The organism is Acidobacteriota bacterium (assembly GCA_003225175.1).
Classification (GTDB): Bacteria; Acidobacteriota; Terriglobia; order Terriglobales; family Acidobacteriaceae; genus Gp1-AA112.
In genome coordinates, this window is the sequence record QIBA01000032.1 from 118,461 (window position 1) to 143,642 (window position 25,182).

At 54.2% G+C, this 25,182-nt stretch carries 22 protein-coding genes, 1 tRNA gene and 1 other RNA gene; 11 read left to right on the plus strand and 13 right to left on the minus strand.

The annotated features are described in order from the left end of the window. Nucleotides 1–75: 75 nt before the first annotated feature. From DMG62_04300 to DMG62_04310, 3 genes are all read right to left on the minus strand, one after another. Nucleotides 76–861, minus strand: coding sequence for a hypothetical protein (locus DMG62_04300; GenBank protein ID PYY24234.1), 786 nt, complete (start codon nucleotides 859–861; stop codon nucleotides 76–78). Nucleotides 862–1,329: 468 nt separating this feature from the next. Continuing rightward, nucleotides 1,330–2,361: an isocitrate dehydrogenase (NAD(+)) gene (locus DMG62_04305; GenBank protein ID PYY24235.1), complete on the minus strand. Its 1,032-nt coding sequence runs from the start codon at nucleotides 2,359–2,361 to the stop codon at nucleotides 1,330–1,332. 6 nt (nucleotides 2,362–2,367) lie between these two features. Next, nucleotides 2,368–2,862, minus strand: coding sequence for a transcriptional regulator NrdR (locus tag DMG62_04310; GenBank protein PYY24236.1), 495 nt, complete (start codon nucleotides 2,860–2,862; stop codon nucleotides 2,368–2,370). A 489-nt stretch (nucleotides 2,863–3,351) separates the two neighbouring features. Here DMG62_04310 and DMG62_04315 point away from each other — a divergent pair, with 489 nt between their 5' ends. From DMG62_04315 to DMG62_04340, 6 genes are all read left to right on the plus strand, one after another. Next, complete coding sequence (locus tag DMG62_04315) at nucleotides 3,352–3,642, plus strand: hypothetical protein (protein PYY24237.1); 291 nt, start codon at nucleotides 3,352–3,354, stop codon at nucleotides 3,640–3,642. Nucleotides 3,643–3,644: 2 nt separating this feature from the next. Next, a complete protein-coding gene (locus tag DMG62_04320; GenBank protein ID PYY24238.1) occupies nucleotides 3,645–3,965 on the plus strand; it encodes a cell division protein ZapA in 321 nt (106 codons plus the stop codon). 159 nt (nucleotides 3,966–4,124) lie between these two features. Further along, nucleotides 4,125–4,319: non-coding RNA, 6S RNA (ssrS, locus tag DMG62_04325), on the plus strand. A gap of 73 nt (nucleotides 4,320–4,392) precedes the next feature. Then, on the plus strand, nucleotides 4,393–5,208 hold the full coding sequence (gene lgt, locus DMG62_04330; GenBank protein PYY24239.1) for a prolipoprotein diacylglyceryl transferase: 816 nt from the start codon (nucleotides 4,393–4,395) through the stop codon (nucleotides 5,206–5,208). Between the two features lie 274 nt (nucleotides 5,209–5,482). Next, the gene (locus DMG62_04335) at nucleotides 5,483–6,493 is read left to right on the plus strand and encodes an RluA family pseudouridine synthase (protein PYY24240.1); all 1,011 of its coding nucleotides are present in this window, start codon (nucleotides 5,483–5,485) and stop codon (nucleotides 6,491–6,493) included. An 89-nt stretch (nucleotides 6,494–6,582) separates the two neighbouring features. Next, nucleotides 6,583–7,782 (plus strand): VWA domain-containing protein, encoded by a 1,200-nt coding sequence (locus DMG62_04340; GenBank protein ID PYY24241.1) that lies wholly within the window; start codon nucleotides 6,583–6,585, stop codon nucleotides 7,780–7,782. A gap of 102 nt (nucleotides 7,783–7,884) precedes the next feature. On the opposite strand, the gene DMG62_04345 is transcribed toward DMG62_04340, so the two are convergent. After that, nucleotides 7,885–8,907, minus strand: a complete 1,023-nt coding sequence (locus tag DMG62_04345; GenBank protein PYY24325.1) for a VWA domain-containing protein — start codon at nucleotides 8,905–8,907, stop codon at nucleotides 7,885–7,887. A 187-nt stretch (nucleotides 8,908–9,094) separates the two neighbouring features. On the opposite strand from DMG62_04345, the gene DMG62_04350 reads away from it, so the two are divergent. Both DMG62_04350 and DMG62_04355 read left to right on the plus strand, forming a co-directional pair. Continuing rightward, nucleotides 9,095–10,375, plus strand: a complete 1,281-nt coding sequence (locus tag DMG62_04350) for a hypothetical protein (protein PYY24242.1) — start codon at nucleotides 9,095–9,097, stop codon at nucleotides 10,373–10,375. A 117-nt stretch (nucleotides 10,376–10,492) separates the two neighbouring features. After that, entirely contained in the window at nucleotides 10,493–11,077 is a 585-nt protein-coding gene (locus tag DMG62_04355; protein ID PYY24243.1) for a gliding-motility protein MglA, read from the plus strand. A 226-nt stretch (nucleotides 11,078–11,303) separates the two neighbouring features. On the opposite strand, the gene DMG62_04360 is transcribed toward DMG62_04355, so the two are convergent. Then, on the minus strand, nucleotides 11,304–12,737 hold the full coding sequence (locus tag DMG62_04360; protein PYY24244.1) for a hypothetical protein: 1,434 nt from the start codon (nucleotides 12,735–12,737) through the stop codon (nucleotides 11,304–11,306). 170 nt (nucleotides 12,738–12,907) lie between these two features. Next, complete coding sequence (locus DMG62_04365) at nucleotides 12,908–14,071, minus strand: ATP-dependent Clp protease ATP-binding subunit (GenBank protein ID PYY24245.1); 1,164 nt, start codon at nucleotides 14,069–14,071, stop codon at nucleotides 12,908–12,910. 113 nt (nucleotides 14,072–14,184) lie between these two features. On the opposite strand from DMG62_04365, the gene DMG62_04370 reads away from it, so the two are divergent. Continuing rightward, nucleotides 14,185–15,831: a hypothetical protein gene (locus tag DMG62_04370; protein PYY24246.1), complete on the plus strand. Its 1,647-nt coding sequence runs from the start codon at nucleotides 14,185–14,187 to the stop codon at nucleotides 15,829–15,831. Nucleotides 15,832–15,838: 7 nt separating this feature from the next. Here DMG62_04370 and DMG62_04375 read toward each other — a convergent pair whose 3' ends face one another. The 4 genes from DMG62_04375 to DMG62_04390 all read right to left on the minus strand — a co-directional run bounded on the left by DMG62_04375 (nucleotide 15,839) and on the right by DMG62_04390 (nucleotide 19,031). Further along, the gene (locus DMG62_04375) at nucleotides 15,839–17,560 is read right to left on the minus strand and encodes a glycosyltransferase (GenBank protein PYY24247.1); all 1,722 of its coding nucleotides are present in this window, start codon (nucleotides 17,558–17,560) and stop codon (nucleotides 15,839–15,841) included. A 42-nt stretch (nucleotides 17,561–17,602) separates the two neighbouring features. After that, nucleotides 17,603–17,902, minus strand: coding sequence for a DUF3467 domain-containing protein (locus tag DMG62_04380; protein ID PYY24248.1), 300 nt, complete (start codon nucleotides 17,900–17,902; stop codon nucleotides 17,603–17,605). A 34-nt stretch (nucleotides 17,903–17,936) separates the two neighbouring features. Next, a complete protein-coding gene (locus tag DMG62_04385) occupies nucleotides 17,937–18,737 on the minus strand; it encodes a phytanoyl-CoA dioxygenase (GenBank protein ID PYY24249.1) in 801 nt (266 codons plus the stop codon). An 81-nt stretch (nucleotides 18,738–18,818) separates the two neighbouring features. Next, nucleotides 18,819–19,031, minus strand: coding sequence for a hypothetical protein (locus DMG62_04390; GenBank protein ID PYY24250.1), 213 nt, complete (start codon nucleotides 19,029–19,031; stop codon nucleotides 18,819–18,821). A gap of 303 nt (nucleotides 19,032–19,334) precedes the next feature. Between DMG62_04390 and DMG62_04395 the strand changes: the two genes are divergently transcribed. Next, nucleotides 19,335–21,230, plus strand: coding sequence for a sigma-54-dependent Fis family transcriptional regulator (locus DMG62_04395; protein ID PYY24251.1), 1,896 nt, complete (start codon nucleotides 19,335–19,337; stop codon nucleotides 21,228–21,230). Between the two features lie 162 nt (nucleotides 21,231–21,392). Here the strand turns inward: DMG62_04395 and DMG62_04400 are convergent. The 3 genes from DMG62_04400 to DMG62_04410 all read right to left on the minus strand — a co-directional run bounded on the left by DMG62_04400 (nucleotide 21,393) and on the right by DMG62_04410 (nucleotide 22,451). Continuing rightward, a tRNA-Leu gene (locus DMG62_04400) sits at nucleotides 21,393–21,477 on the minus strand. A 109-nt stretch (nucleotides 21,478–21,586) separates the two neighbouring features. Further along, complete coding sequence (locus DMG62_04405) at nucleotides 21,587–22,006, minus strand: hypothetical protein (GenBank protein ID PYY24252.1); 420 nt, start codon at nucleotides 22,004–22,006, stop codon at nucleotides 21,587–21,589. A gap of 166 nt (nucleotides 22,007–22,172) precedes the next feature. Further along, entirely contained in the window at nucleotides 22,173–22,451 is a 279-nt protein-coding gene (locus DMG62_04410; protein ID PYY24253.1) for a hypothetical protein, read from the minus strand. A 598-nt stretch (nucleotides 22,452–23,049) separates the two neighbouring features. Between DMG62_04410 and DMG62_04415 the strand changes: the two genes are divergently transcribed. Next, on the plus strand, nucleotides 23,050–25,182 hold the full coding sequence (locus DMG62_04415; GenBank protein PYY24254.1) for an oligopeptidase B: 2,133 nt from the start codon (nucleotides 23,050–23,052) through the stop codon (nucleotides 25,180–25,182).

Here is a 25,182-nt window from a genome sequence, read left to right on the forward strand (position 1 = left end):
CCTTCTTTCAGTATTGATGCGGGCAGGAAACAGTTATTTTAACAAAGCAATCAGCACTCAGCATTCGGCACTCAGCTACTGCGCGGTAAATGTAAAGTCGGCAGTCTTAGTGTCTTTGGCTCCTATGCTGATTTTCTGCGTCTGCTCGCCAGCGGCTTCGTGAACTGCGCCTATCGTGTATTCGCCCGGCGGCAGTCCTTTAATCTCGAAGCTGCCGTTTGCGTTGCTGATTGCATAGAACGGGTTAGCAGCCACATTCACGAAGGCTTTCATCCAGGGATGCTGATTGCACTTGAACGGCATCATCACTTCGGGATCGTGGAAAGTCGTCTCTATCGGAGCGCCCTTCGGCATTTGCGAGATGTTCCATTGCGAGTTGCTCGGCGCGTTTGGCTGCGCGTGCACGTTGTGCATCGTCAGATCACTGTTGAGAACCCGCAGTATTTGTCCAGCCATGAGCGCGAGCACATGCGGCTCGTAGCGGCAGCCTTTCTGATCGAGTAGGACAGGGTTAGCAGGTACAGCAAAGTTGCTTTCCTCCAAACCGGACTTGACGTACACGTAAACGTTCCCAAGTCCTCCACCTTTGCCAACGACGTATTGCTGGCTGAAGTTTGGCTGCTTGTTCGAGATCGTGCAGCCCGGATCCATACCCATATCGATCTCAACCGGGGCAGGGACGGAGCCTTGGAGATGAATCGTTCCATGAAGGCTGGCTGCGGTCGCAGGATCGACCGTCGTCAGCTTTCTCGGCGACTCGTTTGCTTTCGGCTGTTCCGTTGCCGGCATAGTACGAGTGTTTTGACTGCAGGCACTGAGAAAGAATGCCAGTGAAACTGCGAGCAGAAGGGACCAGTTCATTTTGGGCCGACGATTGCACTTTCTCGGAGTCGATTTGCTTCAGCTTAGCGAAAGCCTTGCAGTGTTGCTGCACGATTCGCTGAGAACATTCCTTTCTGGAACATTCTAAAGCGCTTACTGGCGTTGATTGCCTGCAGCAACCCCACCTCTTCCCCGGGGTAACGCCGAAATTTCCACAGGGTAACGCCGGAATATGCACAGCGTTACGCTCGCTACCTAGGGCGTAGTTCCAAAGCGACACAGCAGATGAGCCATCTGCCGAAATCGGACCGGGGAAGAAGTTCCGGGCAACAATCGTGTGCAAAAGCATCGCAAAATTATAGGCGAAATTAAAGCAAAAGTCAAGGGATGGCGAAGGTAGTGGGCGGCTTTCAAATCAGCCCACTACCCGAAGGACGTCAGCGAGGCCTTTAGTGCTCAAGTATTACATTAGGTTCCCAAAATGAATTAAGGAAGGGAGGAGCCGACTCAGCGGCTGGCAGCGGCCGGTTCCTTGCTCGTTTCCAATCCAGCGATCACCGCGTCGGCAAATTCGCTTGTGCCCACCTTGCCGCCGACGTCGCGCGTTGTTTTCTGTCCTTCGCGGTAAACGTGTTCGATCGCCGTATGCATGCGGTCCGCAGCGTCGCTCTCGCCCAGATGACGCAGCATGAGCACCGCCGATTGCATGACCGCCGTCGGATTTGCGAGATCTTTTCCGGCAATATCGGGAGCAGACCCATGCACGGCTTCGAAGATTGCGCACTCGTGTCCCAAATTTGCACCGGGTACTAGCCCTAAACCGCCGACGAATCCGGCACACAGGTCAGAGATGATGTCGCCGTACAGGTTTTCCATCACCATGACGTCGTACTGGTATGGATTCATGACGAGCTGCATGCAGGTGTTATCGACGATGTGTTCAAAATAGGGAATCTCGGGATAGATGTCTGCTGTATCGCGACAGCAGCGCAGGAATAGGCCATCAGTTAACTTCATGATGTTGGCTTTATGGATGGCGTGAACTTTTTTTCGCTTCTCGCGGCGCGCGTAGTCAAAGGCAAAGCGCGCGATGCGCGTGGAAGCCTTCTCCGTAATGATCTTCAGGCTCTCAACCACGCCAGGCACAACTTCATGCTCGATTCCCGAGTACTCTCCTTCGGTGTTCTCGCGCACAATCGCGAGATCGATTCCGGGATAGTTGGTCTTAATACCCGGCAGGTTCTTGATTGGTCGAAAATTTGCAAACAGTTCGAATTTCTTGCGGAGTGTGACATTGATACTGGCAAAGCCGCCTGCGATTGGGGTGGTCACTGGTCCTTTGAGCGCAACCCGAGTTCTCTCGACCGATTCGTACAGTTCCTTGGGAATATACTGCCTGGTCTTGGCGTAAGCCTCCGCGCCGGCGAGCTGCGACTCCCACTCGAATTTCGGACCTGTTGCCTCGAGCACGCGAACTGTTGCGTTTACCACCTCCGGCCCGATGCCGTCGCCGGCGATCAATGTCACTCTATGGATCATTCTGGGTTATTGGTGTTTCGGACTGGCTTTGGACTTTGCCGCCTTGGCTTCTTTACTCATCAATTGCTCGAGTTCAGCTCCAAACTCCCGAACGTCTTTGAAATCGCGGTAAACCGAAGCAAATCGTATGTACGCGACTGTATCCTGCTGTTTCAATCGTTCCATGATCAGCTCTCCTACCTCAGCCGTTGTGCGCTCCCGGTCTGGAGAATCGATCACGTAGGTCTCCGCTTCGTTCACGATTTGCTCTAACTTTCCCATGGAAATCGGTCGTTTCTCACAGGCTTTGAGGAGGCCCGTCAACAGCTTCTGACGGTCAAACTTCTCCCTTCGCCCATCCTTTTTTACGACCATGTACGGGATTTCGTCGATGCGTTCGTAAGTGGTGAAGCGCTTCTCGCACTTCATGCACTCGCGACGGCGGCGGATGGATTCGCCTTCTTTGGTCTCGCGAGAATCCACTACTTTGTCATTGATGAAACCGCAGAAGGGACACTTCATGAGGACTGGGCTGTCGCTTTATTGTAGCAGGCGATTCTCGTGGTCCTAACAGCATGAGTGGAGTGGAGAATCGGGTGATCGGGTGAAGTGAAAGACAGGTGCTCGGCGATCGGCTGTCACCATTTGGCCAATGAACGGTTTTGGAGTAATAACGAAATGGACTGCAGACAGAACGTCGAAAGCCGAGAGCCTCAGGTTTCACTTCACCCGATGACCCGATCACCCGATTTGTCTTCTGAACAGGCGGTCGGCGATCGGCTGTCAGCTTTCGGCCAATGAACGGTTTTGGAATAATAACGAAATGGACTGCAGGCAGAACGTCGAAAGCCGAGAGCCGAGAGCCTCAGGTTTCACTTTACCCGATGACCCGATGATCCGATTTCTTATTTCTCCCTGTTTATCAACAGAATTCACAGGCATCCTTCACCTATCACGTGGTCTATACTCCAAATGCGCGCCACTAAAATTATTCCTTGAGGTTTTGTGCTCATGTCTGCTAGGGCGCTCCCCGAGCTTGAGTCCGCTGTCTCCGTCGACGAGTTTCAGGCGCTGGAAGAGAAGGTTTACAAGACAATCGAGTTGCTGAAGTCGGCACGTGAGGCTCGGGCCATTGCCGAGCGCGATGTGACGCGTCTACGTGAACAACTCGAAGACCGCGAGGAAGAAGTCGAGACTCTGCGTGAACAGATGGTCGGCCTCCGGCGCGATCGTGAAGACGTTCGTGGTCGGGTCGAGAAGATGCTCAAGCAGCTCGATACGATGGGAGCGGAGGCGTCCTGAATATGGGTCAAGCTCAAACGGCACAAAAAGCGAATGACAGCATACGCGTAGAGATTTACGACCAGGGCTACACCCTTCGTGGAACCGATCCGGACCACATCGTCAAACTCGCGGAATATGTAGATCTGAAAATGCGTGCAGTGGCAGAGAAAACTTCAACAGTCGATTCACTTCGAGTCGCTGTGCTCGCCGCTCTCAACATTGCCGACGAGTATCACCTGCTCAAGAAGAAGTACGACAGCATCGCTGACACCTACCTGCGGCGCGCCAATTCGCTTTCTGGAATGCTGGACGAAATTATCGATGATCGGAAGATCGGGTGAATTGACGGTTGAGGCTTTCGGCGTTCGACTCTCGGCGTTGGGCCAACAAGGCTGGTGTGAGTTCCCGCTAAAATCTTTACTGGCTAAAAGCCGGCTGCCGAGCGCCGAAAGCCAGTTGCTTGCCATCCCCTTCAGCTTTGACTAGCATTCGAACTGGAAGCCAGCCTGCAAAGCAGGTACTGGCGGTAACCGTTTATTGAACCAACATTCAATGAACAGGGGGCTCGACTCGAAAAATCGGTTCGGTGTGCGAAGTTCCGCCAGTACGGAAATGCCTAAAGAACCGCGGAGAGTTCCCACCGTCTTAGGACGGGTTCATGAACGGCCCGCCTGGTACGGCCCCGCGGGTTGGCTTTTCATTTAGCTGCTGAGCTCCTAACCTTCTGAGCTGCTAAGCTAGCGGCATAGGAGCTGAGCAGCTTAGCTAATTTTCGTGTATCCCCGCCTCTTCCAAATTGGGCATTTCTTCGTACCCACGTACGGCGTTCTTGTTGCCTCAGGCCTGATCATCGGGCTTCTCGTGACTGTCCACCTTGCACGTAAGCAGGGAATTGATGTGGACACGATGTGGAACATGGGTCTCGTGGCGATCCTTGCCGGTATCGTGGGATCGAAGTTGTTGTATCTGTTCACGACCTGGCAGGAGCATCCGGATCTGCCGTTGAATCTGTTTAGCTTCGATACTTTGCAGTCGGGGGGCGTCTTCTCTGGCGGACTGCTGCTCTCCATTGGCGTTTGCTACTGGTACGCGGTGCGGCACCATCTCCCCAAACTCAAAACCGCCGACTCGTTTGCTCCGGGGATCGCCATTGGACATGCGATCGGGCGCCTTGGCTGCTTTGCAGCCGGGTGCTGTTTTGGGAAGCCAACGAATTTGCCATGGGGAGTGACCTTCACGAATCCTATGGCGAAGTGGGCTGGTACACCGCTCGGCATACGGCTGCATCCCACACAGATTTACGAATTCCTGGTTGAACTGCTCATCTTTCTTTTACTGCTCTGGGTGTTTCGTCATCGCAGCTTCGAAGGCCAGATCTCTGCTTTGTACCTATTCCTTTACGGCGTAGCCCGATATTTTCTCGAATTCCTACGGGCAGATCCTGACCGAGGATCGATGTTTGGCGGGATCATGAGCGCTACGCAGTTCATCGCTTTGCTCCTTGTTATTAGTGGCGGGGTGATGTGGGTGCTCTGCTCGCGTCCGCAGGGTAGCCGCAGATCTCAGCTTGTGACGATCGCGTGATGGAGCCTACCGAATGCAATACATTTTGCTCGATAAACTCTCGGAAGATGCCTCACGGTAGGGGGAGCACGACTTCAAGGCAGGCCGGCGATGGGCCCTTGTTTTCAGTAAGGCCTTAGCTGCTGAGGTTTCCATTTTGGAATCAAAGCTGTTACTCGAGTCGCAGCCGAAAACCCCCAGCGGCTGAAGCGAAGGTAGAGATAGCTTCTTACCGGCACGGCTGAAGCCGATGCCCCTTCCTACACCTGCCGCTCGCTAGGTCACCGCTAAATACATGAAAGCAGCACAGCAAGCATTCCGAGCAACTTCAGAAGACTCAGGACGCCGTCTCGATCAATTTCTCACTTCAGCGCTTATGAACGTCAGCCGCGCGCGCGTGCAGGAACTGATCGAGCAGCAAAAGGTTCAGGTAAATGGCGCGATTGCTAAGCCTTCGCTGAAGTTGCATGGCGACGAACTGATCGAGGTGCTTGGCGAGGCGGAGCGTCCGCCACTGAAAGCTACTCCCGAGGACATCCCGCTGGAGGTGGTTTACGAGGACGAATATCTGGCGGTTATCAACAAACCTGCAGGAATGATTGTTCATGCTGGAGCAGGCGATGAGGAGCGCAATCGTGGAACGCTGGTGAATGCTTTGTTATTTCGCTTTCAAAAGTTGAGTGAACTTGGAGGCGAAGCCAGGCCCGGAATCGTACATCGCTTAGACAAAGAAACCAGTGGCCTGATGGTTGTGGCGAAGACCGAGGAAGCGCATCGCAAGTTGGCGGCGCAATTTTCGTCGCGGCAAGTCAAGAAGAAATATATCGCACTAGTGAGTGGTTGGCCGGCGGAGAAGGGAATGATTTCAGCTGAGATCAGCCGCGACCGCCTGCGTCCAATGCGCATGACCACCCGGCGTGAAGGCGGGAGAGCGGCGGTGTCGCATTTCGTCATCCGGCGCAAACTGGACACGCGTTACGGCAAATTCGCCCTGCTGGATGTGGACATCGAAACCGGACGGACTCATCAGATACGGGTGCACTTATCATCACTTCATCATCCCGTTGTGGGAGACACCCTCTATGGAGCACCAAGAGTGCTGCAGGCGCAAAGGCCAGTGACGCGAAGTAAGCGAGAAAATCGTGGTAGCGACGAGCAACTCTCTCTGACTCGGAATTTTCTTCACTCCGCCCGGCTGGAGTTCGTACATCCGATTACTCACGAGCGTCTTCATTTTGAGCGTCCCCTCCCTGAGGAGCTTCAGAACTTCCTCAAAAAACTGGAGTTGAAGGATTCATATTCATAAGGTGCTGTGGAATCGGAGCAGTGTTGGCAGACGACTTGCTATCGGTAACATGCATCCCTGTTTTCAGGACAGCTATAATAGTGTTTCCGATGAGAGTCTCACGTTTAATTCTAATCGCGCCATTGGCTGCGGCTCTGGCGTTTAGTGCCTCTGCCCAAGATGGCAGCAGCTTGCCTTCGGCGCCTTCAGCAACTCTGGAACAGCAACGTCCGCCGGCTCCGCCGCCGCAACCTGCTCAACCGGCCGCTCCCCCTGCGTCCGAAGATGCTAAGCCACAGCAGCCGGTGCTCGAGACTCTCGATCCGAAGCTCAGACCACATCAACCGGCGAATGGCGTTCCCCAAACGGAACCGGCAGCTCAGGCGCAGACGCCTCCTGCTCCTAATAAGAACGAAGCTGAAGGGAGTCAGGATAAACCGTTCAACATCGTTGTTCCAGTGAACGAAGTAAATGTCGTCTTCACCGTTACTGATAAGCACAACCACTATGTCAAGGATCTCAAGGAAGCGGATTTCCGCATTCTCGACAACAACAGGCCGCCGGCGAACGTACGCAATTTTGCTTCGGAGACAAATCTCCCACTTCGGGTAGGGCTGTTAGTAGACGCCAGCAACTCGATTCGCGATCGCTTTCGTTTTGAGCAGCAGGCTGCGATCGAGTTCTTGAACCAGATCGTTCACCCGGATCGCGACCAGGCGTTCGTGATTGGCTTCGATACGACTCCTGAGATCACGCAGGACTTCACGAATAATCCGGAGAAGCTCGCCGCGGGCGTTCGCATGCTGCGTCCGGGCGGAGGCACCGCGCTGTACGACGCGGTGTATGGAGCCTGTCACGACAAGCTCATCAAGACAACGAGCAACCGTGGAGGGCAGCGCCGCGCCATTATCTTGCTATCCGACGGCGAAGACAACCAGAGTCGGGTAACGCGCGACGACGCGATCGAAGAGGCACAGCGCGCTGAAGTGATTGTGTACACGATCAGCACGAATGTCAGCGGCACCAAGAGCCGTGGAGACAAGATTCTCGAAGTCATCGCAAACGCCACGGGCGGACGTGCTTTCTTCCCGTTCAAGATCGAAGAAGTTTCCGACGCCTTCTCGCAGATTCAGGAAGAGCTGCGCAGCCAATATGCGGTTTCCTACAAGCCAGCCGACTTTTTGACTGATGGAAAATACCGCAGCATCGATATCGAAGCGCTCAATAAGAAGTACAAGGTTCGTAGCCGTAAGGGCTACTTCGCACCGCGGTCAGCGGAGAGAGCTTCGGCAGCAGTGGGTGCTCAGTAGGGCGCAGGATGCTGCGTTTCTCCATGCTGTTTGGTTAGCCTTCGTCGCGATTTGCCGGTGCGCAAACTGGAGAGGGAGGATGCTTGCGTCTCTCGCTTTGACTCAGCTCGCGGCTGCGTAGTATCCCTTCCTCGCCTGGACCTTATAACCTTCCTTGGTCTTGATTTCCACCTTACGGAACGTGCCGTCATGTTTGTTGTTGGTTGGCGTGTAGCCAATGCTGTATTGGCTGCGGAGTTCCGTTGAAACCTGGTCGAAGGCTTTCTCGAGCTTGTCACGATTGTTGCCAACGTGGATCACGCGTCCGCCGGTTTCTTCGCAGAGCTTTTTCATGAGTCCAGCGCCAGTTCCTGCGGCGACTCCGCTATCGCTGATCAGCAGGACGTAGACAATGGCATCGGATTTTTGGGCGGCTTCGAGGGCGTCTTGCAGCTTGAGCTGGCTCCCCTGGTCTTCGCCATCGGTTAATAGGACGAGAGCTTTTCGACCGACTTCACTCCGCAGTTTGTCGTGTGCTGCCAGATAGACCGCGTCGTAGAGCAGTGTGCCCTTCGGATTGCCGATAGGCACTGGCCCCTGCCCGATACCGGGCAGCCCCCCGACCGCGCCACCGCCGTTGATCTTGGCGGTGTTCATTCCTTTGCGAATGTCGTGTTCCGAGTTGGTGAAGTCCTGAAGGAGATCGACATTCACGTCGAAGCTGATGAGAAAAGCTTCGTCCTCTTTGCGCAACAGTCGTTGCAGAAATTGAGCGCCAACTTCTTTCTCGATAGGAAGCACGCGATCCTGGCTGAAACTGGTGTCGAGAAGGATGCCAATCGTGAGTGGCAGGTTCGATTCCGCTTTGAAGTACTTGATGTTTTGCGGCTTTCCGTCTTCCACGATCTGAAACTCGTCCTTGTTCAGGTTGGGAAGCAGGTGTCCGCCTTTGTCCTTCACGTTGAACAGCAGGCTCACGACGTCGACGTTGACCTTCAGGGTCTCGACTGCATTGTCCTCCTGCTTTTTAGTGCGATCGCGAATGGTAGGACCGGCGCCTTCGTCGCTATTGGTCTGTGGGCCGGTGTCGGGACTCGTTGGGGGCGGCAGGTTCTGAGTTTGTGAGGCCGACGGCAAGGCCAGCATCATCCAACACAGGGGAAGGAGAAATAATGAGAGAATCCGGCGAATTACGTTGCAAAAGAACGGGTCTTGGAACTTCATAAGGATACAGGTGGCTTTTTGCTAAGCTTAGACACAATTGTAGTGTGTTTGTCGTGCGGTTGGCTCGGCGATCATCGTGGCGGTCTTACTTTTGAAAGGTAGGAAGTGAATGCAGGCAGGACCATGGCGAGGGCTGTTGCTGACTTTCCACTTCGTTCTTGCAGTTGCAATGGGTGTTAGCGCCCAATCCCAGCCGAAGAATCTTCCCGACGCGCCGCAGCCGCAGAAGACCTTTCCGCCTCCTGCGCCCCCCGCTTCTCCGGAATCCAGCTCGCACGACTCTGCGCCTCCGGCGGCGCAGCCCAGAGTAGATCAGCCCGCACAGCCTGAGGCTGGAAACTCGGCCAGCGCCAATAGTGACAATCCTCCTGCTGCAAGTCAGCCGGTTCGCAATCCAGTAACCCCAGATACTGATCGCTTGTACAAGCTCGTCAGCACTACAAATTTTGTGGAGATTCCGGTCACGGTCAAGGACAGCTACGGCAAGATGGTGGAAGGCCTGCTGCCGAAGGACTTTACGGTTTACGAGAATGGCGCGCGCCAAAAGGTGACTTACTTCACCAGCGATCCTCTAGCGATTTCGGCGGCGGTATTGATTGATGTCGGCATGGCGGATACATCATTGCGCAAAGTGCAATCCGGTGTTCAGGCTTTGCAGGGAGCATTTAGTCAATACGATGAAGTGGCTGTTTATACGTATGGAAATTCGGTCATAAGAGAATCGAGTTTCACCACCGCTGGAGATCGATTGACCGCGGCCCTCAATCGCATTGTGGAGACCAAGCGCGGACAACAGAGCGGCGGAGTTCCTGTAAGCGGTGGTCCGTTCGAAGGTGGTCCTACAGTGAATGGGCGACCGCTTGATCCAAGCGTTCCGCAGATACCGATTATTCCTAAAGATCGTCGAGTGTTAAACGACGCCATACTGCAGGCTGCGCTCGATCTTTCCAAAGTGCAGCCCGCTCGGCGTCGCGTGATCATGATTGTGGGAGATGGAAGAGAAGACGGCAGCCGCGCCTCTTATGCCGATGTGTTGAAGATTTTGTTGACCAACAAGATCTCTGTCTATGCGATCGGCGTGGGGCCGGCGGGCATTCCAGTCTGGCGGAAGCTGGAGCAGGTGAATGTTCCCGGCACGGGCACCGGCAACATTCTTCCGAAGTATGCGAGCGCAACCGGCGGAGAAGTTTTCAGCGAGTTCACCAAGCAAGCGATCGAGAACGCTTACTCTGCAGTGACCCTGGTCGCACGCAATCAGTACACGCTTGGCTATTACACGCAAGGCACTCTGGCTGAGAATTATCGCGACATCGAAGTGCGCGTGGCTCGTCCGGGGCTGCGCGTGACGGCCAAGGCGGGATACTATCCGTTACCTCCGGGGCGACAGTAAGAGTACCTCAGTGCACAATGCAATTGCATGAAACTGGTATGGTATAAGAACCGGTTTCAGCATTGTTTACCGCAAGACGAACCCCGCCGAAATGCGGCTCATTGTGAGGACGACTAATTGAGCTTCATCAATTTCGCTGCCCGCGAGATTAATTGCAAAATCGTATATTACGGAGCGGGTTTAGGCGGGAAGACTACCAATCTTCAGCACATCTTCGAGAGGACCAACGAGAAGCAAAAGGGCAAGATGATCTCGCTGGCCACCGAAACCGACCGAACGCTCTTCTTCGACTTCCTTCCACTCGATTTGGGAACGGTCCGTGGTTTCAAGACGCGTTTTCACCTCTACACCGTGCCTGGACAGGTCTTCTACGACGCCAGCCGTAAGCTCATCCTACGAGGAGTTGATGGAGTAGTCTTCGTCGCGGATTCACAGCCGGAGCGTATGGACGCCAACATCGAGGCACTCGACAACTTGCAGGACAACCTCAAAGAACACGGCTACGACTTTGCAAAAATTCCCTACGTCCTTCAGCTTAACAAACGGGATCTGCCGAACGTGATGCCTGTGGAAGAGCTGAAGAAGGACTTACTGAAGAGGAATGAGCCAGTGTTTGAGGCGATTGCATTTCAGGGAAGCGGGGTTTTTGAGACTCTGCGCGAGGTGGCTCGGCAGGTGCTCGTGGAATTGAAAAAGGGCTAATTCACCGTGGCGACACGGAGAGAAGCAAAACTGCAATGGAACATGGAGGACACAGAGGGCACGGAGGTTTCCATTGGGTGAAGAGGTATTGCACAAACCGTTCAGATCATTGAAGTAACATCGAAAAAAGAAGTGAGATCGAGAAAAACCGCATCCCTCTGTGTCTTTCGGGTCCTCCGGTGTTCAATCCGCCTTTTGGCTTTCTTCCTGTCTCCTCGGCGAAAAATCACTTTAATCTGAGCGTCCTCAACATCTGCTCGAATGTGGGACGTAACTGATCAAACTGATTCTGCGGTGCGATGAACACCAGGTAGAGCAACGTCCCATCCTGCTGGCCGACGGTCACTAACCAATCGCGCTCTCTTTGTGCGCGTCCGTTGTTGCTCTGAATCGGCGAAGTTCCGATCAGATCGGCGGAGCGGCCAGGCACTCCGTTCACACGAATCGTTTCGTCGTTTCCGACTTGTCTCAAATCGGGATTTGATTGTCGAAGGCTTGCAACCAGGTCGTGGGTCGCCTGATCGAGGGGACGGCCCTGCTCCGGCTCGAAGCGATCTATGATTACGCCGACCGCTACTGAGCTCTGCCCGTTGGAGTCCTTCCCAACCCCATTTTGTGGCGCGATGGTGACCGCGGACTGAGTATCGCCGTAGACCTGCCAGTTCGACGGGTAACTAATTGTGAAGGCGCCATGATTCAGTTGCTGGAAATTGCCGCTGGCGGAATATCCGGTGTCGCGCGATACCGAACTCACTTGCCCGCCCGTGGAACCATCACTCACACCGCTAGGGTTAAAGCCGCCGCGTTGGTCCTGTTCCGCTATTTGTTGCGCAGTCAGCGGACGCATGTTCATCACCAGACGGTGAATCTCAGCGAATTGCGGACTGTCTTCGCGGAATCGCTTTGAGGGAAGCGTCTGAACCTCGGCTTCGCAGTAGGCGACGCGGTTGCCTGGGTTTGGGTGATCGCTGAGAAACTGGGGACCCTGACTGCCCTCGGCTTCGATCTTTTCAAAAAACTTTGGCAGCTGGATGGGATCGTAGCCCGCGTCGTACATGATGTCGGTTCCGAGCAGATCAGCTTCCTTCTCGGATTGCCGCGAGTTCTTCAGAAAGTAGGAGCCTGCTGCGAAGGAAATGCCGGCAGCAGCGAGTTGTCCTCCGATGCTGCCGCCTAGGACTGCGCCGAGAATTCCCAAGCCCACCTGTGCCTTGTATTGCTTGGTAGCTGCGCGAGTGGCATGGCGTTGAATGATGTGCGAGAGTTCATGCGACATCACGCCGGCGAGCTGAGCCTCGTTGTCCGCAGCCTGAATGGTTCCCACGTTTACATATAGCGGTCCACCCGGCAGGGCGAAGGCATTAATCTCCTTCTGATTGACCACGTGAAACTGGTAGGGCCACTTTTCTCCTGGAGCGTACTGAACAAGTCTACGTCCCAGTTGTTGGACGTATTGGGTGACTTGGCTTGAATCGGGCAAAACCGGATATTGGCGGTTGGTCTGCGCGACCGCTTCCTGGCCAGCCTGAATCTCCTGATCGACTGTGAACATGTTCGAGCCGCTAGTGGGCTGAACACGCGCGAGAAGTCCTTCAGGAGCTAAGAGCAATAGACAGAGCACTACTGCAGTTACTCGAGTTGTGCGCGGATAAAGCGTCATTGACACTCTCCTCTTACTCGACGGGTGCGCAATTCAAACCTCCTATTGTAGAGAACCTCAGTTTCCCGCTGGAGTTGCGCAGGAGGGCCATGCGGTGGCTAGTAGATGCCGATAAAGACAAAAGAGAGCGACGCAGGCCGCTCTCTTCTAGCCATCTAAATGAAGATGAATCACTTATCGACTAGGCTGGATGGGCCGAAATCGCGTTTCGTGAGTGGCGATCTTGCGGGGCGAGCAGCCGCCCCAGCGGCAGCGGCTCCGACTTCCTGACCATACTTTTCGAGCAACACCGGAACCAAGGCTCCCTCCGCTTCTTTGACGAAGGAGAGCTTGCTTTCCTGCATGTCGATGCGCACGAAGTCGCCAAGCTTTAACTGACCGGTTGCGACAAGATTCGCCAGTGGGAATACGACATTCTTCTCGATCGCGCGCTTGAGATGCCGAGCTCCATACTTGCTGTCCGTGCCTTCCTGCAGCAGGAACTTTTTGACCTTCGGCGTGCAGCTGAAGACAAATTGAGCATTGCCGGTTGCTTGCAGAATCCGCTGCTGAACCATTCCTAACTCGATCTCGAGAATCTGCTCCAGATGCTCCGGTTTGAGCGTCTTGAACACTACTGCCTTGTCGATGCGGTTCATGAACTCAGGCGAAAACTTCCTGCGAGCCGCTTCGGTGGCGGTGCGAGTGATCTTGTCATCGAGCTTGGCATCGATCTGATTGGACTTCTGCCCAAAGCCAAGACCTCCGGTGATGAGTTCGCTCATCTCTCCGGCGCCGAGGTTCGACGTCATGACAATGACGCATTGAGAAAGATCGACTCGACGGTTGTCTCCAAGCGTGAGCGTGGCCTTATCGAGAATGCCGAGCAGCAATTGCCACAGCGAGTCGCTGGCCTTTTCAATCTCGTCAAAGAGTAGCAGCGAGAGACGCAGCTTTTCTGTGTGCCACTGGTTCAACGCTTCCTGCGTGAGCAGAGGATGAGTCTCGCGATGTCCCAGGTAGCCAGGTGGCGAACCGATGAGTTTGGCAATTTCGTGACTATGCTGGAATTCCGCGCAATCGATCTTGATGCAGGCGCGAGTTTCGCCAAAGAGCGTCTCCGCGACCGCTTCTACCACACGAGTCTTGCCAGTACCAGTAGGGCCAAGAAAAAGAAGATTGCCGACAGGACGATTGGGAGGATTCAATCCTGCCAGAAACATCTGATAAATCTCGGTCATTTTTTGAATTGCGTCGTCCTGACCGACGATCCTGCGACGCAAGTTGCGCTCGAAATCTTCGGCGTCCGAACCCCGCCGAGTGGGGTCAAGCGCGGCATTTAGGCCGGTTCTCATTAGAAGTCCCTCATCAATGTTCCATGGGACCGCCGCTCAGTGTAGAGCGACCGTATATCTGGTCAGATACATAAACCGGCAAGTTGAGTTGTTTGAAAGTTTTGCACAGGCCATTGCTGCATCCTGTACCGCATCTGCCGCGTATCAAAACTGGCAGGCAATGGCTAGCCAACCCTTTGGTAACCAGTCAGCTCCGAATGCAAAAGAGGTACTCTGGAATCAATGCTATAGTCCGGATTACTTCAGAGACTCAGGACAAAAAATCCATGCAATCCTCTCCCGTTCGTACCATCGGGTCTGTGATAACTCTCGCGTTTATTTTTGCGATTTCTGGATGCGGCGTCTCCAAGGCCGCCACTCAAAACCCAGCATCGGCTCCCCAGAGCGCTACGGCGGCAGTGCCCACCAGTCCTGCACTTCCTCCGAACACAATTTCATATGCCGTGGAGAAGACCGAACCGGTAAGTGCGATTGCTCATCACTATTTGCCGCAGTCATCGGTCATGCTGGCCAGCGACTTGGAAACGCAGATTCGTAATGTCAATCACCTGCCTGAAAAGCAACTGTACGTGAAGAAGGGGCAGACATTATTGATTCCGTGTATCGAGCCCCAGCCCATAGTTGAGCACTCGGTACCGATGGCTAAGGATGAAGAGGTGCGCGCGATTTATCTCACGGGCGCGATGGCCGGTAGCGCGAAGGGGATCAAGATCATTCAGCACTGGCATGAGGTGGGCGGAAACTCTGTGGTCTTCGATATCAAAGACAGCGACGGTTCACTGAGCGTGCCGTTCGAGGATGCGCTGGCCCCGCACAATCATCGGGCGATTCCCAATTTGCCGAAGTTCGTTCGTTATCTCCACTCGATGAACCTACATGCGATTGCTCGCATTGCGCTTTTCCGCGACGAACACATTGCTCGTGATCATTCGGAACTCGCTGTGCAATCGCGTTCTACAAGGCAGCCATGGCGTGAAAACGGGAAGCTAGTGTGGACTGATACTTCCAATCCCCAAGTTCAGGAATACGACATCGCCTTAGCGAAGTGGGTGGCAAAGTCTGGAGCCGACGAGATCCAGTTCGACTATGTGCGTTTTCCGGCTGAAGGGAACCAGGCGGACGCGAAGTTCCATTTCCAGACGGCACATCCTGATTGGAAGCGCGCTGATGTAATCGCCGACTTCCTTGATCGTGCGTATCAGCAGCTGCATCCTGAAGGCGTCCTGGTCTCGCTCGATGTATTCGGAATTATGGCGTGGCAGCGCAACGTCGATCTGGCGCATACCGGGCAAGACATTGTGCGTATGGCCAAGTACTGCGATGTCCTCTCGCCGATGATCTATCCTTCGCACTTCTTTGGAATGGACGGCTACGCTCATCCCGGCGACGAGCCCGAGCACTTCATCGGAACGTCGATGGTCCGATTTGAAACCATCACGGCAGGCAGTGGCGTTGTGATCCGTCCCTGGCTGCAGGCATTCTCCTGGCGCACGAAGAGCTATTCGCCGCAGTACATTCTGCGTCAAGTAAGCACTGCACGAGATCAAGGCGGCATTGGCTTCCTGTTCTGGAACGCGCGCAACGACTACTCCAAACCTTATTTAGCGATGCCAACTATGCAGGCGCACGCCGATAAATATTTCGGAAAGCGCCCGCCGCAGATAGCTGTTACTGCTGCGGTGACGGAGAAGAAACATCCGAAAGCCACGGTGAAGTTGGCGAAGGCGAAACAGGCAGCTACGGTTCCACTAGCGAAATAGTGTAGAACTAACCCGTTCGGCTTTTGGCGCTTCGGCTGTGAATAGCTCCTGCATCACCGCCGAAGACTTCAGTATCACGGCGCGCATTCTCCATCCGATCAAAATTCACGATCGCAACCCACTGCCGGCCACGTCTCTCCTCCCAAGTGATGCGGCCTCCAAGGGTTTCGGCTGCAGCTTGCGGGGAGAGATCTCGGTGAAATCCGAAGTAGTTGTGGCTGACGCGCTCCCACCAGGGCCACCTGTCGAGCAATGAAGTCTGGGGTGTCTGTTTCGTAGAGAACAAGAGGGCAACGTCGTATTCTCCCGAGGCCATGCGACCAAGTTGCAGTTGCTCATACGAGAAATCCGCAATGCGAACCACGCTCATCGGTTGCTTTACGTAGCCCAGAAATGGCTTTGTGAGTTCGTCCGTCGCTGTCCAGGCAGTTAGCACACGAGCGTGGGGGTCGCGTTGTTGCAGTCGGTCTACAGCCTGCTTGTGCAACATCACATAATCCCGATACGACAGGTTGTCTTCGGGAGCGCTATAGCCAAATGGATTCGCGAAGAGGGATAGCACGAATCCTGCGAGAATCAGGCCTACGACGGCGGTCCACTCTGCAAGGCGTCGGCGCACAGTTGAAATGCCGATCAGGATCACTAGCGGGTAGACCGGAAGTAGATAGCGCGCGAGCGCTGCTCCTCCAACCAACGAGAACAGAAGTGCATTCGCTACGAGAATCGCGGCAATACGGTATTGAACTTGCAGCGCGATGCGGGGATGCTCACTGCCATCGCGCTCTTTAAGCGCTGGATAACGCATAGCCCACAGCGTAGCCAGCGTAAGCAGCCACAAGTTCATGTAGCCAAGCATTTGCCATGAACGGAGGCCAATCGACAGGATGACCCGCAAAGGTGCGAGAGTTCCTGCAACGTTGTAAGCATAGAATTCCGGATTCCCGAAAAAGAACCCAGTACGTAGCCGGTGGTAAAGGTACCAAATCCCAAGAGGTATCACGCTCGAGAGCAGCAGCGCTGAGCGCACAACAATCTGCACCGAACCTGCGGGCTTGCATCGCAGTTTGGCCATTAGGTCATAAATCGCGAGAGAAATCGGAATGATGACGGATGTCTCTTTTGAGAGTGCGCTCACCCAGAAGAAGGCTGCTGCCAGCCATGCATCGCGTTGCCGGTGCGGTGCTTCGGGCGTCATCTCCTGTCTCGTAGCAAAAGTCGGTGGTGCGCCAAGGGAGCTGCGAAAGTAAAAGTAAAGTCCCCATAAAGAGAATGCTGCAGCCGGCAAATCGGCGTGCGCCAGCGAGGTCTGCGCAAACCAGACGGGATAAAGCGCGGTGCAAATAGTCACTGCTATCGCAATCTGCGTATTAGCCAACATTTGCGAGAGTTTGAAAATGACGACTAGCGCAAAAGCAGCCACCAGAAGCATCGCCGTCCGCGTTACGGCGGGCTTGAACGCCGAGAGCCTCCACCAAAAGGCTAAATAAATCTGCGGAAGCGGAGGGTGCGCGTTACTGGGGACAGAGCTCGGAATCAAAGACCCGCGCGTGAAGAAATCGTACGCGGCGGGAATGTAATAGCCGGCCTCATCCCAAAAGTAAGGAAGGCGGAGCAATGGCGAATGCAGAAGGAAAATCGTCGTAAAGATTAGTGCGAAAATGTGAACGCCACGAATTCCAAGAAAATTTAAAGACGTGATTGCATTCTCTCTGGCGGGCCTCAAGCGCATGTTGTCCTGAGCGATTTTGTCACTGAGAAGCTTGGGACAAGATCAGTTCACCGGTCCCTGCTGTGCAAACTGTGGATCGAGCTTGATCTCGCCGAACGCGCTTTCGTATTGCGAGACATTCTGCTGAAGAATCATCAGCAGCGCTTTGGCTTGCTGCGGGCTCAAATAGATTCCCTGGAAATTGGCCACCTCGACCTCAGTGGGTGTTTGGGCGCGGAGTGTACCAAAGGCCAGAAAGAAGTCCCATACGCTTACGCGTACCTGCACGCTGTTGGAGTAGCTCTCGCGGTAATCGTTTGTGGAAGTGAGTTTTACGCTGGGCGGTTGCGGCGGCACGGGCATGAGTCCTCGGCGATGAAGTAATCGCTAGGATACTTCATGCCGAGTAAACGCGGTGACGCCATTCAAGTCCATGCGGCAGATCATCCGCAGCGTAGTCGAGATGAATCACTCTGCGGTGCGTAGGATTAAGCGCTGACGATGAGCCGTGTACAACGAAAGGCTTCATCATCAGCGCCCCCCCAACTGGAACACGACACTCGACCGGAGTCTCCGACTCAATGATCTGGTCGATTTGCGACTGGGTTAGCCGCCCATTTTTATGACTACCGCGGAAGATGCGCAGTGGACCGTTGTCGCTGCGCGAATCATCCAGATGAAGACGGACAGAAACGATGCGCTTCAGGATTTCAGTCGGTGGTTGAACACACTGGATTTGATCCTTTACCCTCCAATTGCAGAAGCCAGGCGCATCCTTTCTGAACTGCACTTCAATAGTCACGTCCTGATGAAAGCATAATTTCCAATTAGCATTCGAGGGTTTATCAAAGAAGATTCCTCGCACAGCGAAACAATCGTTACCCAAAACGGACTGCGCCAGTCCTTTCACCGATTCTGAGCAGGCCAGTTCGCGAATCATCTGCAGATCGAGCAGATTGCGAATGCCATGGGCATCCTTGGGGAAAACGTTTCGCAGCTCTTGAATGCGTTCCTGATCGAGAACTCCGTTTACTAAGCAGATGCCGACGTCAGTCATGCTCTTGCGCACTGATTCAGGATCGAAGAAGTAAGCCACGCGGAGGTCCTGTAAAAGGCCAGAATCGATGTGGCCATACGCCGATGGGTTGCATGCGGCGATCCAACTTCCCTCGTGATGTAGACCAATTGCGCTATACATTTGATCCACTCCAGCCAATGCACTCAACCTGCTGGTTCGGCCGATCTAGCCTTGGCCGCTGCAGGTCCGTAACATACTTCCTCACCCAAGCAGCGCGCTGATTCGCCGCAAAGCCTGCCACGCGAACTGCGCGCGATCGGAGGCTTCATTCGACGAAACCTGATCTCCGTCATCTTCTTCCTTCAGGCCGAAAAACTCGCGCTCCTGAGGGGTCATGCTCCGACCCATCGCTTCTCTGAATCTGACTTCAAAGTCCGGGGTATTCCAGGGCTTGGGGTTTCCTTTGGGGGGCATAACCATCTCCGTGTTCATGCCTTGGCTTTTGCAACCCGAATGCCAGCGTCCTAAAATCGGGATGTCTACCTAGTTGTAGATGTAAGCCACTGATTCTTAAGGACATCGATGCACTCGCCCGTTTTGCACAGGGGCGAATCGTTATGTCTTCGATTGGGTCTGCTAACCGGACGGTTAGCAGCGGCTCACCGTCCGGTTAGCGCAGAGATGGATTGCAGGATGGGAACTGTGCTACACACATCCAAGGCCTAAAAGTCTGTGGACAGTCGCTCAGCCCCCAAACTAGTTGCTATTGCCGGAGAAATGGCCGAGTCCGAAATCCCGTTGCGGGATGTGGAGCTCACTATCGGCCGTGGGTTATCGAATCACGTCTGCATTTCGGATCCGATCCTATCCCGGCAACACTGCGTGATTACAAGCGAGAACGGCCAGTTTGTAATTCGCGATTTGGGAAGCCGTCATGGAACGCTTGTGAATGGTGTCCCCATTAGCCAGCAAGTACTGCACCACGACGATAAGATTTCTCTGGGCAGTTCAGTCTTTGCGTTCATGTTGCGCGAGGATGAGGAGGTGGCTCAACCGCAATCGAGCCACGCGGAGTTGGAAGATACCTCCGAAGTGGCAGGCGCGCAGACTATGCTTCGGCAGGAGGATGCGCTGTATCTCCAGCCAGAAACGATTACGAGAGATTTCGTTCAAGGCGGACGCATCGCGCGCGACCTGAACACTCTGCTGGTCATCGCGAAAAATATCAGCAAGCTTCGTGATCGCGAATCGCTGGCCTGGCAACTTCTCGGGATGATCTTCGACGTGGTTCCTGCCGATCGCGGCGCTATTCTCGGTTTCGGCGATGATCCCGGTCAGATCGCCTGGTCGGTAGGATGGGACCGACGGCGGGGACCAGGATTTCCTGTCAAGGTTAGTCGCACGATCGTATCCAAGGTAGTCCGCGAACGTAGTGGGCTGATGATCAGTGAAGTTCCAGAAAATGCCGAACTGCGCAAGAGTTCCAGTTTTACCGATCTTCCCATGCACGCTCTCATGTGCGTGCCTCTTACCTTGGCGGGCAAGGTTGGAGCGGTGATCTATCTGGACACTCAGGATGCCAGAGTCAGCTTCGACGAGAACCATTTGCAAATCCTGGCCGCCATCGCAAGCCTTACGGGGCTGGCACTTGAAAACATCAACTACGTGGAGAACCTGAAGCTCGAAAATCGTGAGCTGCGCAGCCAGATTGCCGTTGAGCACAATATGGTCGGAAGCAGTTTGAGTATTCAGGAAGTCTTCGAATTCATCCGGCGCGTGGCTCCCACTGATTCGACTGTCCTTATCGAGGGCGAGAGTGGTACCGGCAAAGAGTTGGTTGCCCACGCCTTGCATACGAACAGTACACGCGCGAGCGGGGCCTTTGTCGCCATCAACTGCGCCGCCATCGCTGAAACTTTGCTCGAAAGCGAATTGTTCGGATATGAGAAAGGCGCGTTCACAGGAGCAACCGCTCAGAAAAAGGGAAAGATCGAAATTGCCAATGGAGGAACGCTATTTCTGGATGAGGTCGGCGAGCTTGCCGTGTCGTTGCAAGCCAAGCTGCTGCGGGTTCTTCAGCAGCGTGAGTTCGAACGCGTAGGCGGAACGCGTCCTATGAAGATTGATTTGAGGCTAATTGCTGCTACGAATCAGGACCTTGAGGAATGCGTGAAGTCAGGGAAGTTTCGCAAAGATCTCTTTTACCGGCTCAACGTCGTATCCATCGAGGTTCCACCCTTGCGAGAGCGACGCGAAGATATCGCTGATCTCGCAGAATATTTCATTTCCAAGGCAGCGAAGAAATGTAATGTGCGGTCGAAGGGACTGAGCGAGGGCGCAAGGCTTTGTCTCAGTGCGTACGACTGGCCGGGAAATGTTCGCGAACTTGAAAACGCCATTGAACGCGCCTTGGTCCTTGGTTCTGCCGACGCGATTCTGGCGGAGGATCTTCCGGAAGCAATCGCGGAAGCCGCAACTCCTGCCGGAGTCCCGGCTACAAAGTACGCGGGCGCGATGAAGGATACAAAGAGGCAAGTGATCTTGCAGGCCCTCCAAGATGCCAACGGAAGTTACATCGAAGCAGCCAAAGCACTGGGACTACATCCCAACTCGCTCCTGCGGCTGATCCGTCGTCTGGATCTGAAGCTGGAGGCGAAAAAGATGATGGGCTAAAGCGGCTTTCGCCATGCGGCTCTCAGCATTCGGCCAATCCGCATTCGGTCTTAATCAGTCCAACCCCTGAGACATGGCAACGATCACACGCAAAAAAATGAAGAATTGATCTTGCAGAGCGTAGAATCACAATCAAGCTGGAGCGCTGATTGCTACTGCTTTTGGTGCGAAAGGAGGGACTCGAACCCTCACGGTTTTACCCGCCAGATCCTAAGTCTGGTGCGTCTGCCAATTCCGCCACTTTCGCATTGGTGACTTCTATAACCTTAGCTTAGTTCTGGGGCTTCTGCCACTACTTGCGCCCCTCAGGAGCTGACGGGTGGGTCTAGACCAAAAGTCGATCCGTGAAAGCTGATTTACGCGGCGCTCAAGGTCTTCTGAGCCTGCGTCGCGGAGCCGGCACTACCATTCGAAGTAGTGCCAACCCGGTTCATTAGTTCCTCCCAAGTTGAAACGACATATTCACGACCGGGAAGATTTTGGTTCTCGCTGGCCACCATCAAAATCTGCTGCTGCGGATTATTCCGCCGGATTCCATCGCAAAACTCCATCGCGAGCTCGCCGTTTTCGCCTGCGATGACAGCTATTAGATCGAATGCGCCTGGCTTGCAGCGAGCGCGGGCATGCTCGATCTTCAGGACTGGAAATACCCTGAATCCCTCTTTTTGCAGAAGGCCTGTCCTCTCCTTGCGGCGGTATCGGTCGTTATCTCCGTCCAGAAGCAGCGCTTTGCGCGTTTTCTCAGTCGCCGGTCTTTGATTCGTTTCAATTGGCATGGATCATCCTCAGGCTGTTCCAGGGGAATAACTACTTCATTAACAGAGAAGCTGATACGGCAGAGTAGGTTGCCGCGCGAAACTACAAAATACGGCCTCAGGCTCGCCGAAAGTGACCTGGAAGGGAGGTCGATGCGAGGAAGTCAGGCAAAATCGTGGGCGGTTTCTAGAAATTCTTGTACATGTCGTAGGCTCCGAGGCCAGCCATTACGACAAGGAGCAAGACTGACAGTGCCCCGCAGGCTCGAACAAAGGGCTGAAGCTTGCTCATTTTCTTCTGGAGCTCCGCCTGCTCTTGAGCCATCGCGCTCTCGCCCTCGCTGAGAAAGAGCTGATCGTCTTCGTGCATGCTCAGGGTACTGCGATAAATGAGAAGAACTACTAGAACCAGCGTGATCGCGCCCCACAGGATGAGCAACATGATTATCGGCGACATTCCAGACATATCCACCTCGATGGGTCTCTAATCTGGTCCCTCGAACTCGTTGTCCGGAGGCGACGCGGGTCCGAAGGGGCCGCTATCCGTGGGCCTCATGGCCCATATTTGCGGGCATTATAGTCCTGTTTTGGCGATGTGGGACGATCGGCCTTAGAACTTATTTTCCAGGCAGCTCTGGACATCAGACGAGACGCAACATATGACGAGTCACACAAGCGTTCGCCCTGCTAGTCCGAGCCCGTGCGTGACAGAGGAGATTTCGCAACTCGCCTGAGGCTTTGCCCTGACAAGAATGTGGATGTGAGCCGAACGCAGATGCAGCTTGAAATTGAGCTGTAGACGTACGAGCGCGTCTTTCTCACAGGTCCTAACGTACGCGTGGAAAAAACGACCGCAGGCAGCGCACACCTGACATCTCCACAGCGTTTCGGCGGTCAGCTGTAGACGCGGTACTCTGGGCTTTGTCAGCACTGCTGAGTCCGTCAACCATGAAGGTTTGCAGAAAGCTGGGAAATATAGAGAGTCTTAAACTTCCTGCTGGAAATACCGAATGCTATGCAGCTATGCTGCTGTATTTCAATGACTTAAATCGGAGCTGAACTGAATGTTAAAGCTGACTCGCCGCGTAGTCCCGCTTCTTGTACTCTTTAGTGTGTCCTTCCCTACTCTTACGCTCGAAGCCGCCGATGCGCCATCGGCGCCATCCGCTCCTCCAGTCGCCAAGCAGACTCCTAAGGTCACCGAGATCAACGGGCATGAGCTTGTCGACAATTATTTCTGGCTGCGCGACAAGAAGAACCCTGACGTCAAGGCCTACCTTGACGCTGAAAATGCTTATACCGAAGGGGTGATGAAATTCACCGAGCCTCTTCAGAAAAAGCTTTACGGCGAACTGCTCAGCCGCATCAAGGAAACCGATGTCGATGTTCCTTACAAATACGGCGGCTATTTCTATTATGCGCGGACCGAAGCGGGAAAGCAGTATCCGATCCGCTGCCGTCGTAAAGGCAGCATGGAGTCGCCGGAAGAAATCGTACTCGACGTAAACGAACTGGCAAAAGGTCAGAGCTTCATGGCAGTCGCTGCCTATCAGGTTAGCGACGATGGAAACCTGCTCGCTTATTCCACTGACAACACCGGATTTCGGCAATACACGCTTGCAGTAAAGGACCTGCGCACAGGCAATCTGCTCTCAGATCACATCGAGAAGACTGGCTCGGTTGCCTGGGGCAGCGATAACAAGACCTTGTTTTACACGGTTGAAGATTCGGCAAAACGGCAATACCGCTTGTATCGCCACACCGTGGGAACGACGGGCCCGGACGATCTGACCTACGAAGAGACGGATGCACGCTTCAGCGTCGAAGTCTTCAGGACGCGTAGCAAGGCATATCTCTTTCTCATTTCGGGAAGTCACACGACCAGCGAGGCCCGCTTCATTCCTGCGAATCAGCCGGCAGCGGAGTGGAAGGTAATCGAACCACGCAAGCAGGACGTCGAGTACTATCCCGACCACAACGGCGATTTCTTCTATATCCGCGCGAACGACACCGGGCGAAATTTCCGCCTCGTCAAGGCTCCAGTGAACGCCCCGGACAGGTCAAATTGGCAGGAAGTGATTCCCCATCGGCCGACGGTCATGCTGGACGACACTGACTTTTTCAAGAACTACTACGTCACCTGCGAGCGCGAGAATGGTTTGCCACAGATTTCTGTGGCAGACCTTCAGAGCGGAAAGTCACACCGAATCCCGTTTCCGGAAGCTGCCTATGTGTCCACGCCGTACATAAACCGAGAATATGACACGACGGAGTTCCGTTACAGCTATCAATCGTTTGTAACACCGCAGTCGGTCTACGAATACGACATGGCGAGTGGCGCCTCCACGTTGCTCAAGCAGAAAGAAGTTCCTGGTGGATATGATCGGACGCGGTATCGCGTCGAGCAACTTTACGCTGCTGCGGCCGATGGAACCAAGATTCCCATTTCAGTGGTGTACCTCAAAGGGAAAAAACTAGACGGTACAGCTCCTCTGTATGTGTACGGATACGGCTCTTATGGGATCTCAATCGACGTCAACTTCAACTCGAACATTTTCAGTTTGGTCGATCGTGGAATCGTTTACGCCATAGCCCATCCGCGTGGCGGCGGAGAGATGGGGAAGACATGGCACGATGACGGCCGCATGATGCGCAAGAAAAATACCTTTACCGACTTCATAGCCTGCGCCGAGTACCTGGTCGGCAAAGGGTACGGCTCCAAGGAAAAGCTGGTGATCGAAGGTGGCAGCGCCGGCGGATTGCTGATGGGTGCCGTTACGAATATGCGCCCGGATCTCTTTCATGCTGTGATCGCCAAGGTGCCATTCGTCGACGTGATGAACACCATGCTTGACGAATCGTTGCCGCTGACCGTTACAGAGTTTGAGGAATGGGGAAATCCCAAGGAGAAGCCGGCATTCGATTACATGATTAGTTACTCGCCCTACGACAACATTCAAAAAAAGATATATCCCAACATCCTCGTGAAGACCTCATTCAACGACAGTCAGGTAATGTACTGGGAACCGGCGAAATACGTAGCGAAGATGCGCGCTACGCGCGATGACAAGAAGATTCTGATTCTCAAGACCAACATGGGAGCAGGACACGGAGGAGCATCCGGCCGCTACGACCGGCTGCATGAATTTGCGTTTGATTACGCGTTCATTCTGAACCAGGTTGGGATACACGACTAG

Bases quoted from the DNA above. Each gene is read 5' to 3' on its own strand.
- DMG62_04300 (PYY24234.1), bottom strand. From the start codon at position 861: ATGAACTGGTCCCTTCTGCTCGCAGTTTCACTGGCATTCTTTCTCAGT.
- DMG62_04305 (PYY24235.1), bottom strand. From the start codon at position 2,361: ATGATCCATAGAGTGACATTGATCGCCGGCGACGGCATCGGGCCGGAG.
- DMG62_04310 (PYY24236.1), bottom strand. From the start codon at position 2,862: ATGAAGTGTCCCTTCTGCGGTTTCATCAATGACAAAGTAGTGGATTCT.
- DMG62_04315 (PYY24237.1), top strand. From the start codon at position 3,352: ATGTCTGCTAGGGCGCTCCCCGAGCTTGAGTCCGCTGTCTCCGTCGAC.
- DMG62_04320 (PYY24238.1), top strand. From the start codon at position 3,645: ATGGGTCAAGCTCAAACGGCACAAAAAGCGAATGACAGCATACGCGTA.
- DMG62_04335 (PYY24240.1), top strand. From the start codon at position 5,483: ATGAAAGCAGCACAGCAAGCATTCCGAGCAACTTCAGAAGACTCAGGA.
- DMG62_04340 (PYY24241.1), top strand. From the start codon at position 6,583: ATGAGAGTCTCACGTTTAATTCTAATCGCGCCATTGGCTGCGGCTCTG.
- DMG62_04345 (PYY24325.1), bottom strand. From the start codon at position 8,907: ATGCTGGCCTTGCCGTCGGCCTCACAAACTCAGAACCTGCCGCCCCCA.
- DMG62_04350 (PYY24242.1), top strand. From the start codon at position 9,095: ATGCAGGCAGGACCATGGCGAGGGCTGTTGCTGACTTTCCACTTCGTT.
- DMG62_04360 (PYY24244.1), bottom strand. From the start codon at position 12,737: ATGACGCTTTATCCGCGCACAACTCGAGTAACTGCAGTAGTGCTCTGT.
- DMG62_04365 (PYY24245.1), bottom strand. From the start codon at position 14,071: ATGAGAACCGGCCTAAATGCCGCGCTTGACCCCACTCGGCGGGGTTCG.
- DMG62_04375 (PYY24247.1), bottom strand. From the start codon at position 17,560: ATGCGCTTGAGGCCCGCCAGAGAGAATGCAATCACGTCTTTAAATTTT.
- DMG62_04380 (PYY24248.1), bottom strand. From the start codon at position 17,902: ATGCCCGTGCCGCCGCAACCGCCCAGCGTAAAACTCACTTCCACAAAC.
- DMG62_04385 (PYY24249.1), bottom strand. From the start codon at position 18,737: ATGTATAGCGCAATTGGTCTACATCACGAGGGAAGTTGGATCGCCGCA.
- DMG62_04390 (PYY24250.1), bottom strand. From the start codon at position 19,031: ATGCCCCCCAAAGGAAACCCCAAGCCCTGGAATACCCCGGACTTTGAA.
- DMG62_04395 (PYY24251.1), top strand. From the start codon at position 19,335: ATGGCCGAGTCCGAAATCCCGTTGCGGGATGTGGAGCTCACTATCGGC.
- DMG62_04405 (PYY24252.1), bottom strand. From the start codon at position 22,006: ATGCCAATTGAAACGAATCAAAGACCGGCGACTGAGAAAACGCGCAAA.
- DMG62_04410 (PYY24253.1), bottom strand. From the start codon at position 22,451: ATGTCTGGAATGTCGCCGATAATCATGTTGCTCATCCTGTGGGGCGCG.
- DMG62_04415 (PYY24254.1), top strand. From the start codon at position 23,050: ATGTTAAAGCTGACTCGCCGCGTAGTCCCGCTTCTTGTACTCTTTAGT.